Raw genomic sequence first — 11,921 nt, 5'->3', positions numbered from 1 at the left:
GTTAGGCCAATGACCGCGATGATCGACATAACCAACGCCGAAAAAACCTTCATTATGCATCTGCAGGGTGGGGTCGAACTGCCCGTCGTACGCGGGGTCTCGTTTCGCGTTGTATCAGGCGAATGCGTCGTGCTGTCGGGCCCGTCGGGCGCCGGAAAATCCTCGATCCTGAAGATGATCTTCGGCAATTACCGCTGCGACGGCGGCCGGATCGGCATCCGCCACCAGGGTACGGTGATCGATCTCGCCACCGCTGAGCCGCGGCAAGTGCTCAGCGTGCGCCGCTGCACCATCGGCTATGTCAGCCAGTTCCTGCGGGCGGTGCCGCGGGTCGCGACCATCGACGTGGTGGCCGAGCCCCTGATCGTGAACGGGATCGCCCGCGCAGAGGCGCGCGAGCAGGCCGGCACGCTGTTGCGCCGGCTGAATATCCCGGAACGGCTGTGGGCACTGCCGCCTTCGACGTTCTCGGGCGGCGAACAGCAGCGCGTCAATATCGCGCGCGGCTTCATTTCCGATCTGCCGATCCTGCTGCTGGACGAGCCGACGGCATCGCTCGACGCCGCCAATCGCGCCGTCGTGGTCGAATTGATCGATCAGAAGAAACATCAGGGGGTGGCAATGGTCGCGATCGTCCATGACGATGAAATACGCCATTTGATCGCGGACCGGATCGTTGATGTGACGTCGTTTGCCTCGGCGGCATAGGGAAGAGAAGTGAGATGAGCGCAACGAAGCACGAGACCATTTTGGGCAATGCCCGCATCATCCTCGCCGATAGCGTGATCGCGCGCGGCTGGGTCGCCATTGCCGATGGCCGCATCGCCGAATTCGGCGAGGGCGACGCCCCCGGGCGAGCCGAGGACGCCGCCGGCGACCTCATCATGCCCGGCCTGATTGAGCTGCACACCGACCATCTCGAAGCGCACTACGTGCCGCGGCCAAAAGTGTTCTGGGATCCGATCGCCGCAGTCGTCTCCTACGACGGGCAATTGGCAACTTCGGGGATCACCACTGTGCTGGACTCGCTGCGGGTCTGGCGCGAGGACGGCGCCGAGGAGGTCGACGGCAGGGCAGGCATACTTGCAAAGGCGATCACATCGGCGCGCGAGGAAAATCTGCTGCGTGCCGATCACTTCCTGCATCTGCGCTGCGAAATCCCGATGCCGAGCGTCGTCGAGGAAGCCAAGGAGCTGATCGACCGGCCGGACATCCGGCTGATGTCGTTGATGGACCACACGCCGGGACAGCGCCAGTTCCGCGACGAGGTGAAGCTGCGCGACTATTACCGCGGCAAGGGCGGCGGCATGACCGACGCCGAGCTCGACGTGCTGTTCGAGCGGCGCTTTGCCTACCAGAAGACCTATGCCGCGGCCAATATGCGCGAGATCGTGGCCCTGGCGCATCAATACGCAATACCGCTCGCCAGCCATGACGACACGACCGAGGAAAATGTCATCGACGCCGTGCGCGACCGCGTCGCGGTGGCCGAGTTTCCGACCACGATGGAAGCCGCGCGCGGCCTGCACCAGGCCGGCATCGGCATCCTGATGGGCGCGCCGAACGTGGTGCGCGGCGGCTCGCACTCCGGCAACATCGCCGCCGTCGATCTCGCCCGCGAGGGTCTGCTGGACATCCTGTCGTCCGACTACATTCCCTCGAGCCTGTTGATGGCCGCCCTGCAATTGCCGCGGCATGTTCCCGCCATTGACCTCGCTTCTGCCGTACGGACCGTCACCAAGACTCCGGCCGAAGCGGTGGGGCTTTCGGACCGCGGCGAAATCGCGGTCGGCAAGCGCGCCGATCTGATCCGGGTGCATGTGGCGCGCGACATCCCGGTGGTGCGCAGCGTCTGGCGGGAAGGGCAGCGTGTGGCATGACAGACATACTCACGACATCAACGGGCCATGCGGACGCGATCGGACCGGGCCGGCTCATCCTGGTGGTCGGGCCGAGCGGCGCCGGCAAGGATACGCTGCTTGGGCTTGCCAAGGCGGCCTGCGCCGATGATGGCACCATCGCATTCCCGCGCCGCGTGATCACGCGGCAGGCCTCGGCCTCGGAGGACAATGAAGAGGTCAGCGCCGGCACTTTCGAGGCGGCGCTGGCGCGTGACGAATACGCCATGCATTGGGAAGCGCACGGCCACCGCTATGCGATATCGCGCGCCATCGACGACGAAATCCGCGCCGGGCACACTGTTGTCGCCAATGTTTCGCGCACCATCATTTCAGCGATGCGCCGCGCCTATGCCGACGTCACGGTGATCTCGATCACCGCGCCGCCGAACGTTCTGGCGGAGCGCTTGGCGATGCGGAGGCGCAGCAGCGACGGCAAGATCGAGCACCGGCTTAGTCGGACGGTGGATGAGGCCGCGCCTGACGTCACCATCGTCAACACCGGCAGCGCCGAGTTTCACGCGCGTCAGCTGGTGCGGGCGATCAAGGGCGAGAAGTGGGAGGACTAGAGCAGGATGACGTTTCTTCGAATCGTCATCCTGCTCTAGCTTTTTGTTGGAGCATGATCTTGTCGGAAAACCGGTACCCACTTTTCCGCATCATGCTGTAGGCGGGGGACGCAAATGTCTATCATCACGACGATCGAGCAACTCGAGGCCATTTATGGCTTTCCCAATGATGCCTCGACGGTCAAGGTCGCGGACCGCGTGACCCAGTCCTATCGGGCGCTGATGGATCAGTCGCCGTTCGCGGCACTGGCGACCTGCGGGCCGGAGGGGCTCGATTGTTCGCCCCGCGGCGATCTGCCCGGCTTCGTGCGCATTCATGATGAAAAGACGCTGATGATGCCGGATCGCCGCGGCAACAACCGCTGCGATTCCCTGCGCAATATCGTGCGAGACCCGCGGGTGGCGCTGCTGTTCCTGATCCCGGGCTCGGGCAGCACGCTGCGCGTCAACGGCCGCGCGCATGTTTCCGCCGAACCTGAGCTCTTGGCGTCGTTCAAGATGGACGGCAAGGCGCCGCGCACCGTGGTCGTCATGACGGTGGACGAGATCTATTTCCAGTGCGCCCGCGCCATCGTCCGCGCCGATCTTTGGAATCCCGACAAGCGCGTCGACCCGAAGACCTTGCCGACGCCAGGCGATATTCTGGCCGAGATGAGCAACAACACCGTGGGCGGCGAGAAATACGACCGCGAATGGCCGGAGCGCGCGCGGCAGACGATGTGGTGACGGTGGTTCGGAAGCGCCGTTCGCTTTCCGGTTTAACAACTACGCCTCCACTCCGGCAGGTCGCTTTCTCTTCGCTGATTTCCGCGCATGCGTTGCTGCGTTGCACGGGGATATGGGCCGCTATCCTTATCTATTTGAGGGAGGCCACCCGGCTTGACCGACCGCGAGACTGTCGTGACACTTGGTGTCGCCGGTCTCCGAAGGGGCGAGCGCCGCGGACCGAAGGGCCCAGCCAGGTAACAGCCAGTGCCGGCTTTCAAACGGGCAAAAATGCTAATCTGATTCGACCAGCCAGCGCGTAGCGCGGTTGTCCTGGGCTCGCCGGCCATGCCGGTGAGCCCATTTTCGTAGGGGGCACTACCCTTGATTCGTTACCGGGCCCTGACTTGCGGGGCTGTTGATGAAAGCATTGAACCGCAGGGACGCCTCGGCAAATCTCTTCAGAAACTCGGCCGTGCTCGCCTCGGCTTCGGGCAAGACATTGTCCACAAGCCCGCCACCCGCAACGGACCCAAGTTCCTCAACGCTCAGTTCGCGATTTTCGTTGGTCATTGTCTCGCACCATTTTTGCGATGCCTCGCAGGCTGCGATCATGGCGGACCACAATCAACGGAGATGTGACGTAAATCACGAAACGAAGGAGGCCGCCGGAGTGGTGGCTTCTTTCACGGTTCTTGCCCCGGTTGAGTGTTCTGAATGGGTCCGCAGGAGCGGCGCTAGATTCCGTGGCTATGCCGTATCTTCAGAATCTGAACGGACTTCGGAAGCTCGATCAGAAAATCCTTGTCGCGCTCCAGGTGATGGATCTTGGATGGATCTCCGCCCGTGAACCTGCTCATCGATTCCAGGTTTTCCCAATACGAGATGGTGACAAACTCGGTCTCGTTTTGTCTGTCCTCCCTGAACGTCTGGACGGCAAGGGCCTTCTCGATCAGCGGCTTGATGCCGACCTCGTAATTGTAGGCCTCGTACTCGTCCGCCACGTCGGGATTGGTCCTGCCGCGCCAAATGCGGGCGATCTGGGGTTTGGTCATGTTGCGCCTCCGGTCGGAAAACCCGCTTCCGGAAAAACCGTTCCAACAACCCAGACGGGATTCGAGCCCACCTTGTTGGGGGCCTGGCATCTTGGCGCCTGAACCGTTGTTCAGAATTCTGCCGACGAAACAAGTTTGAAACAATCGCGAAACCAAATCGCCATGAACCCCGCGAAATCTCGGTTCGACTAACCATCGAACAGGAGATGATGACGATGATTAAAGTTGGTTCAAAGGAAGAAGTTGCCCTGCTGCTCGCATTGTTTGGCGTGCTCGATCTGCCGGTACTGGCGCCGAAGAAGCGGAAATGACACTGCTGGTCGCCCCACTGTTGTTTTTCTTGCTGGGCGTCGGGGCTGTCAAAGCCAAAAAGGCAGGCCTCTCCGGCTGGGAGGTCGTCCTCATGTCGCCGTCGGCAGCCTGTGCATTCTCGTGGTGACGTTGGGAATCCTGATGTGGGGATTTCGCAACTTCGGTTGATGATCCAGCCGCGCACATTCGGCAATTGAGACACGCTATTTCGATCTTGCCCTTAAAGGCCCTGGCTCATTTATCGCTCTGGTTCGGCCCCGCCGCGACTGACATTCGTTCCCATCGATTGAAGATCTACAAGATTAAGCCAGACCATTTCGCCGGGCGGCGTGATTACCATGCGACGAATGATTGACGAGGGAACGCCCAATTCTTCTGCAACGCTTGCCATCGACTTTGTTGCAGAACGAGACGCGGTACCTTTATCGGCGGCGCCATGCACTCCGATGCGGGCGCGATAGTTTGCGTGTTTTGCTTCCCCGGCCGCAAAAACGAGAAAGCACGCTGATGCGCAAGTTGCGTCCCGCCCCACATTCGTGGAGATTTTTGCAGACTTGACCACGGCTGCCAGCAGGACACCTTCTCGCAAGTTGCCGCCATCAGAGTGCAACCGCAGCGAGGTCACCAGTTACCCGCGTCATTCGCCGCTTTGATGAGCGCTTGCAGTAAGTCAGCGTCACCCGGCGCAATATTGCCGGAGATAGAAATTTTGACGCGATCGTCTTGGAGATCAAAGGGCTTTATCTCGGCAGCGGCTGCAATCGACACGCTCAGCGTGAGTGCCGCATTCACAAGCCCGCAAACCGCAATTCCCCACTTTCGCCGCTCGCAGAAAACAGGGTCACTCATTTTGCCCTTCGCCTTCAGCCCGATCTCGACCAGCCGGCGGGTGGCGTCGGGGAGAGAATGCTTCGTTGCGAAGAACAAAGCCGCCAAGCAGAATATATTCGCCTGACGGCTCGGTCGGTGTGGGCTCGGACGCAAGGGACTGCCCTAACTGATCGCCTTTCGACCTGTGCCGTCGCAGGCTTTGCAGGCCGGTGGGGGCGCAATCCATTCGCCAAACTTCATCGGCTTCGCTTCAATTTTTTGGCCTGTTCCGAAGCAGGCGTCGCAGCGGTGTTCGATGGTGTCTTGGGTATCCATTTTCGTCACTCCTTAAGCTCAGGATCGAGCGCTAGGAGTAGGGCGACACGGGAGATTGCTAGCAACGCACCAACATCGGCGCGCTGCTAGTCAATTGCTGACTAATTATCATCTCTGGTTGTGAACAACCCAATTAGCACTTTGGAAAGTCAAAAAACCGTTGCGGCAGTAGGGTTTCATGGTGAGCGCGGAGGGACTCGAACCCTCGACCCCATGATTAAAAGTCACGTGCTCTACCGCCTGAGCTACGCGCTCACTCGACGCGCTGTGTAGGGGGCGGACCCCTGCGGGTCAATAGCGCCGGCGCCAGAAAATGTTAGGCCGTGCGATCCAAATTCCTGAGGTTCGGCTTGCGGTTAGTCCGGCTTCTTCAAGCAGGCTGCGCCGATCGATTCACCGCCCGTTAATTGGCTTCCCGGCGAATCTCGGATGCAACCGGCTGGGAGGGGCGCGCGACCGTCGGCAGCCGGACCGGGCGGATCCCGATCAGCTCCGCCGTGCGCACCGCGCTGTTGCGCCAGAAGGCGAACGAATTGGTGCGGGAGTTTTCCAATAGCGCGATCGCGACCGCGGACAGGAACGGCAGGCTTTCCAGCACCAGGACGGCCGCGAACACGTAGATTTCGTGCACCTGCTTGTATCCGTTCGTGACCACCAGCACGGCAGCGCCAATCAGCAGCAGCACGCCGATCACGGCCTCCCAGAACGCCTGGAATTCGATCGACATCCGCGACAGGCCGCCCTTGGAGGTGCGGGCAAAGGCGAGGTGCTCGGTTATCAGGCCCTGGGCAACGGCGCGCGACACGGTCCATTGCACGCTCATCGCCGCGATCATGGCGCCCAGCATCTGCCCGGCCTTGATCTTCACGCGCAGGCGGTAAAGCGCGATGAAATGCACCAGCGAGACGATGAAGGAGGCGATGATCGGCAGCGTCAGAATCTTGTCGGGAATGGCGATGTCGGCAAACGCCACGATCGGAACCCAGATCAGATTGAGGATCGCAACCACCACGCCGAGGCTCTCGGCGCCGAGCCAGTTCAGCCAGCCGAGCGAGAATTCCCGGCGTTGATCGGGGGTAAGCCGGCTCGCGCCGGGCAGGAAGCGCCGCCAGTGCTTCTTGACGATCTGGAAGCCGCCATAGGCCCAGCGATGGCGCTGCTTCTTGAACGCTTCGTAGGTGTCGGGCAGCAGGCCCTCGCCATAGCGGACGTTGGTGTAGTGCGTCAGCCAACCCTGTTGCTGGATGGTCAGCCCGAGATCGGTGTCCTCGCAAATGGTGTCGCTGGACCAGCCGCCAGCCATATCCATCGCGGAACGGCGGATCAGGCACATCGTGCCGTGCACGATGATCGCATTGAACTCGTTGCGCTGGACCATGCCGATGTCGAAGAAGCCGGCATACTCGCCGTTCATGATGTAGTGCATCAGCGAGAGGTCGCCGTCGCGATGCTCCTGCGGCGCCTGCACCAGGCCGACGCGAGGGTCCGCGAAGACAGGGACGAGGTCCTTCAGCCAGTCCGGATGCACGACATAGTCGGCGTCGATGATGCCGATGATTTCGGCGTCCGCCGCGGTGCGCTCCATCGCGATGCGAAGCGCGCCGGCCTTGAAGCCCTGCACCTTCTCGGCGTTGATGAACTTGAAGCGTTCACCCAGCGTACGGCAATGATCCTGGATCGGCTGCCAGAATGCCGGGTCGGGCGTGTTGTTGATGATGCAGACGCATTCGAAGTTCGGATAGTCGAGCCGCGACACCGCATCGAGCGTCTGCTTCAGCATCTCGACCGGCTCGAAATAGGCGGGAATGTGGATCGATACCTTGGGGAAGGCTACGTTCTCGCCGATGGTGGCGGGCGCCAGCGGCGCGCTCTTCGTGATCAGCCGGCGCGGGCCGCGGCCGAAGGCGACCGCTGCGATTTCCTCGATCCGCGCCATCGCGATCAGGACCAGCGGCACCAGCAGGATCAGGCCCAAGGTGAGCGCGAACGCCGAGCCGAACACGAAATAATGCCCGTCCCAATAGGCAAACACGGTGGCCGTCCAGGCGCCGACGCCATTTGCCGCCGCCGATAGCATGATGGTCTGCATGACCGTCGGCCGGTCGAGGCGCAGGATCGGCAGCGACAGCAGGATGCCGACGAGGACGGCGATCAGCGCGAGCTTCCAGTAGTTCTCGTTTACGATCGGGCCGGTCCAGGCGAATTTCGGTTCGCGCGACGCGTTCAAAATGCCCCAATAGGGACCGACGCCGCCTTCGAAGAATTTCCAGGGCTGATCGATCGCCTCGACGATGTTGTAATCCATGCCGATGGCGTCGGCCCGGGCGACGAAGTTGCGCAGCACGGAAGCCTGCTGGAACGGGCCCGGCTCGGCATTCCTCAAATTATAGCCCGCGCTCGGCCAGCCGAATTCGGCGATAACGATCCGCTTGCCCGGGAATTTCTCACGCAGCAGCTGGTAGAGATAAACCGCCTGATCGACGGCCTGCTTGTCCGTGAAGTTTTCCCAATAGGGCAGCACGTGGGCGGCAATGAAGTCGACGGACGAGGCCAGTTCCGGATTGTCGCGCCAGATGTTCCAGATTTCGCCCGTCGTAACGGGAACATTGACCGATTTCTTGACCCGCTTGATAAGGTCGATCAGGTCCTCGACCTTTTGCTCGCCGCGGTAAATCACCTCGTTGCCGACGACGACGCCGATGACGTTGCTGTTGCGCTTGGCGAGGGTGATCGCCGCGTCGATTTCGCGTTCGTTGCGGTCGGAATTCTTGTCGATCCAGGCGCCGACGGTGACCTTGAGGCCAAACTCGGCGGCGATCGGCGGAACCAGTTCGACGCCGCCGGTCGAGGAGTAGAGCCGTATAGCCCGCGTCATCGTCGACAGCTTCTTCAGGTCGGCGCGGATTTTCTCGACTTGCGGAATGTTGTCGACGTCGGGATGCGCGGATCCCTCAAACGGCGCGTAGGAGACGCTCGGCAAAATGCCGCGGAAATCGGGCGCCGGCTGCTTTTCCTGGAACAGACCCCACAACGCAGCGTGAGCTGCGGTCACAAACAGCAGAACGGCGACGACGGCACGCATCGGTGGTTAAACCATAACGGGGCCTGTATGTGGGAAAGCGAACCCGTCCCCTAGGTTCGACCGGCACGGCGGCGTCATAAGGATAATCCTGCCGCACAATTTCACAACTGATATGACGCGATGGCGTTTTAAGGGCGCGGACTATTCAAACGCGGAAAAAATTCGATCGTTCCCACGCCAATGCCGACTACTTCGCCGGCGCGGCGGGGGTGGGGCTCGGGGCCGGCGAGGGGGATGCGGCTGGCGCTGGCGCCGCATTGCCGGCGGCCGCAGGCGCGGCCGGGCTGGCGGCAGCTGCCGCCGCCTGGGGCTGGGCGCCCGGATTGATCCAGCAGGCATGGATCCGGCTCGACAGGGTTTCGGCGACCTTGGGGTCGATCTGGCCGCCAAACCGGGTCAGGCAGCGGAAGGTGGCCTGAACATGGCCGCCGGGGCAGCCGAATCGGTCATAGAGGTCGAGGTGCCGGAACGCGGTATCGAGGTCGTCGAGCCACATCAGGCGGACCACGCGGCGGCCGAGCCAGACGCATTCCGGGTTTCCGGCCGGACCGTTGATGGCCTGCGTGGCCTCGACGAATTCGTCGGTCTTGCGCTGGTTGTCCCGGTTCACGTCGGCCGAACTGGCCGCAGGCGGCTTGCCGGTTTGGTCCGGGGCGGGGGTGCCGCTCTGGGCCAAAACCCCGCCTGATCCGATCACGAGGACAAGGCCTGCAACGGCGAGGTGGCGCAAAACCGCACTTTTGAGATCAGGCCCACTTCGACGCATACATTCCCCGACTTGTTACATGGCCGCTGAATTCCCGAAAAGGCAATTCCCACGGCTCGTGATGGCTTGGCTAGTTGCCGTCCAAATAGGTCTCCATTGCGGCGGAGACGCTGCCGGATTCCCATGACGGTTATTTCGGATTTTGTCCAGCAAAGTCACAACTTTATCGTCGCGTGGTAAAATCGTCGCAGGGAAGGCGCGGAGGAGGACTTTGATCTGCCCTTTGGACTAGCTCTGGACTAGCTCTTGGGATCAGCTGTTTGGATTAGGTCTATCCTCCTGATAGATCACTCTTGGCAGAACGCCGGTGACCGGCTAATCGACGGTCCCCGCCCGGAGGATGGAACCGATTTCTTTTCGTACGCCGCTGGCGCTTCTCCTGACATCGCTAGGTATGATCGCAGCTTTGTGGTGGTGGCTGGCCACCCCGATCACGCTCGTGCGCGCCCCGATCGACCCCAACGCCAAACTGCAATGCGTCTCCTATGCGCCGTTCCGGGGCGAGCAGACGCCGCTGGTGCCGACCACGCATATCGATGCCGAGCAGATCACGCAGGATCTGACGCAACTCGCCAAGATCACCGACTGCGTACGCACCTATTCGATCGAGAACGGGCTCGACCAGGTTCCGGCCATCGCCGCCAAGGTCGGGCTGAAGGTCATTCAGGGCATCTGGCTCAGCAGCAACCGGATCAAGAACTATTCGCAGATCGCGATCGCGGTCGGCCTGACCAAGGAATATCCGGGTGTCATTACCGCGCTGGTGGTCGGCAACGAAGTGCTGCTGCGCGGCGAGATGACGACGTCGGATCTCGCGGCCTACATCCGCGCGGTCAAGCCGCAGGTCACCATTCCCGTCACCTATGCCGATGTCTGGGAATTCTGGCTGCGCAACCGTGAGATCTACGACGCCGTCGATTTCGTCACGATTCATATCCTGCCGTACTGGGAAGACATGCCGGTGCGCGCGAAGTTTGCCGCCTCCCATGTCGATTCGATCCGCAAGCGGATGGCGGTCGCCTTTCCGGGCAAGGAGATCCTGATCGGCGAGACCGGGTGGCCCAGCGCCGGGCGGATGCGCGAGGGCGCGCTGCCGTCGCGCACCAACCAGGCGCGGGTGGTTTCCGAAATTCTCGATCTCGCCAAGCGCGAAGGCTTTCGCGTCAACCTGATCGAGGCCTACGACCAGCCGTGGAAGCGCCAGCTCGAGGGCACCGTCGGCGGCTATTGGGGCCTGATCGATGACGCGCAGCGGGCGGTGAAATATCCGCCGGGCGAGGCCATCAGCAATTTTCCGTTCTGGAAGCTGCAGATGGGATGCGGCATGGCGCTCAGCTTCTTCGTGTTTCTCGCGGGCTGGCTGACGTTGCGGCGGCGGCCCTGGCAGCCGCGGCTGGCCGCCTGGCTTGCGGTCGGCACCTCGGCGACGATTTCCGGCATGCTGCTCGGCGTCGCCGCCGACAAGATGTTCTATGAGAGCTACGGGACCGGCGGCTGGCTGCAATGGGGGGCGCTGCTGGCGGCCGCGATCGCCTCGCCGATGCTCTGCGCCAACGCTGCGATGTCGGGACGGCCGCTGCCGACCTTCCTCGAATTGCTCGGCCCGCGCGATGGCCGGACCGGATCGGTGCTGTCAGTGCTGCTCGGCCTGACGCTGGTCGTCGCCACGGTGATCGGCGCGGAGACCGCGCTCGGTTTTGCGTTCGATCCGCGCTATCGCGATTTTCCGTTCGCTTCGCTGACCATGGCCGTGGTGCCGTTTGCCGCCTTGATGCTGGTCAACCGGCCGAAAGAGGGCGCTCGCCCGATCGCCGAATCGGCCTTTGCCGGACTGCTCGTGGTGGCCACACTCTATATCGGAGTGAACGAAGGCGCGCAGAACTGGCAGGCGATGTGGACCTGCGCGATCTACTTCCTGCTCGCGCTTACGCTGTGGCGGGCGCGGGCCGCGCAAAGCCCAAAATAAGCAACCCGATCGCGATCCCCGACAGCACGACATTATAGAGCACGATCCCGAGCCCGGCTGCGATCAGCCCGCCGGTCAAAAGCACGATCGACGGCCGCATCACGTGAAGCACCGCGATGATCAGGGCGACGATGCCGAACACCGAATTCTTGAACAGGGTGGTGGCGAGCGTGCGGGCCTTGCAAATCATCGTCTGCAGGCCGGCGTCGCACGCCAGCGCGACGGTGGAGAACTCGACCGCGAGATAGCGCAGATAGAGCGCGTAGCCGACGGTGACGAAGCCGACCACCAACAGGAACTGCACCTGATAGGGCGTCAGCCGGAACGGAGTTTTTTTCACAGCGGCATTTTCTCGGGCTTGGATGGATGGCGGGGCGAATATGGTCGGGAATGGCCGCCGGGACAAGTCACTGCAGGACATT

The 11,921-nt window shown here is 62.2% G+C and carries 13 protein-coding genes and 1 tRNA gene; 5 read left to right on the top strand and 9 right to left on the bottom strand.

Annotation, left to right across the window (positions count from 1 at the left end):
• Nucleotides 1-9: 9 nt before the first annotated feature.
• The 4 genes from phnL to JQ567_RS10845 all read left to right on the top strand — a co-directional run bounded on the left by phnL (nucleotide 10) and on the right by JQ567_RS10845 (nucleotide 3,193).
• Nucleotides 10-708, top strand: coding sequence for a phosphonate C-P lyase system protein PhnL (gene phnL, locus JQ567_RS10860; protein WP_212438804.1), 699 nt, complete (start codon nucleotides 10-12; stop codon nucleotides 706-708).
• A 14-nt stretch (nucleotides 709-722) separates the two neighbouring features.
• Nucleotides 723-1,880, top strand: coding sequence for an alpha-D-ribose 1-methylphosphonate 5-triphosphate diphosphatase (locus JQ567_RS10855; RefSeq protein ID WP_212438803.1), 1,158 nt, complete (start codon nucleotides 723-725; stop codon nucleotides 1,878-1,880).
• A complete protein-coding gene (gene phnN / locus JQ567_RS10850) occupies nucleotides 1,877-2,467 on the top strand; it encodes a phosphonate metabolism protein/1,5-bisphosphokinase (PRPP-forming) PhnN (protein WP_212438802.1) in 591 nt (196 codons plus the stop codon). Before JQ567_RS10855 ends, phnN begins: the two co-directional genes overlap by 4 nt.
• Before the next feature lie 114 nt (nucleotides 2,468-2,581).
• On the top strand, nucleotides 2,582-3,193 hold the full coding sequence (locus JQ567_RS10845) for a pyridoxamine 5'-phosphate oxidase family protein (RefSeq protein WP_212438801.1): 612 nt from the start codon (nucleotides 2,582-2,584) through the stop codon (nucleotides 3,191-3,193).
• Nucleotides 3,194-3,550: 357 nt separating this feature from the next.
• Here JQ567_RS10845 and JQ567_RS10840 read toward each other — a convergent pair whose 3' ends face one another.
• The 8 genes from JQ567_RS10840 to JQ567_RS10805 all read right to left on the bottom strand — a co-directional run bounded on the left by JQ567_RS10840 (nucleotide 3,551) and on the right by JQ567_RS10805 (nucleotide 9,533).
• Entirely contained in the window at nucleotides 3,551-3,745 is a 195-nt protein-coding gene (locus tag JQ567_RS10840; protein ID WP_212438800.1) for a hypothetical protein, read from the bottom strand.
• Nucleotides 3,746-3,909: 164 nt separating this feature from the next.
• The gene (locus JQ567_RS10835; protein ID WP_212438799.1) at nucleotides 3,910-4,227 is read right to left on the bottom strand and encodes an antibiotic biosynthesis monooxygenase; all 318 of its coding nucleotides are present in this window, start codon (nucleotides 4,225-4,227) and stop codon (nucleotides 3,910-3,912) included.
• A 550-nt stretch (nucleotides 4,228-4,777) separates the two neighbouring features.
• Nucleotides 4,778-5,164 carry a hypothetical protein gene (locus JQ567_RS10830; protein WP_212438798.1) on the bottom strand — a complete coding sequence of 129 codons (387 nt, stop codon included), beginning with the start codon at nucleotides 5,162-5,164 and terminating at the stop codon, nucleotides 4,778-4,780.
• Entirely contained in the window at nucleotides 5,161-5,475 is a 315-nt protein-coding gene (locus JQ567_RS10825; protein WP_212438797.1) for a hypothetical protein, read from the bottom strand. The genes JQ567_RS10830 and JQ567_RS10825 overlap by 4 nt, the downstream gene beginning before the upstream one ends.
• Before the next feature lie 57 nt (nucleotides 5,476-5,532).
• Entirely contained in the window at nucleotides 5,533-5,685 is a 153-nt protein-coding gene (locus JQ567_RS10820; protein ID WP_212438796.1) for a hypothetical protein, read from the bottom strand.
• A 179-nt stretch (nucleotides 5,686-5,864) separates the two neighbouring features.
• A tRNA-Lys gene (locus JQ567_RS10815) sits at nucleotides 5,865-5,940 on the bottom strand.
• A gap of 148 nt (nucleotides 5,941-6,088) precedes the next feature.
• Nucleotides 6,089-8,767: a glycosyltransferase gene (locus JQ567_RS10810; protein WP_212438795.1), complete on the bottom strand. Its 2,679-nt coding sequence runs from the start codon at nucleotides 8,765-8,767 to the stop codon at nucleotides 6,089-6,091.
• A 187-nt stretch (nucleotides 8,768-8,954) separates the two neighbouring features.
• The gene (locus tag JQ567_RS10805; protein WP_212438794.1) at nucleotides 8,955-9,533 is read right to left on the bottom strand and encodes a beta-1-3, beta-1-6-glucan biosynthesis protein; all 579 of its coding nucleotides are present in this window, start codon (nucleotides 9,531-9,533) and stop codon (nucleotides 8,955-8,957) included.
• A 394-nt stretch (nucleotides 9,534-9,927) separates the two neighbouring features.
• Between JQ567_RS10805 and JQ567_RS10800 the strand changes: the two genes are divergently transcribed.
• Nucleotides 9,928-11,499, top strand: a complete 1,572-nt coding sequence (locus JQ567_RS10800) for a beta-(1-6) glucans synthase (protein WP_249165388.1) — start codon at nucleotides 9,928-9,930, stop codon at nucleotides 11,497-11,499.
• Here JQ567_RS10800 and JQ567_RS10795 read toward each other — a convergent pair.
• Nucleotides 11,459-11,839 carry a hypothetical protein gene (locus tag JQ567_RS10795; RefSeq protein WP_211996787.1) on the bottom strand — a complete coding sequence of 127 codons (381 nt, stop codon included), beginning with the start codon at nucleotides 11,837-11,839 and terminating at the stop codon, nucleotides 11,459-11,461. The genes JQ567_RS10800 and JQ567_RS10795 overlap by 41 nt on opposite strands.
• Nucleotides 11,840-11,921 lie beyond the last annotated feature (82 nt).

It is taken from the genome of Bradyrhizobium sp. AUGA SZCCT0431 (assembly GCF_018131065.1).
In the GTDB taxonomy this organism is placed as follows: Bacteria; Pseudomonadota; Alphaproteobacteria; order Rhizobiales; family Xanthobacteraceae; genus Bradyrhizobium.
The sequence above is the reverse complement of the archived record's forward strand: the minus strand, read 5'-3'. Positions and strand labels throughout refer to the sequence as shown.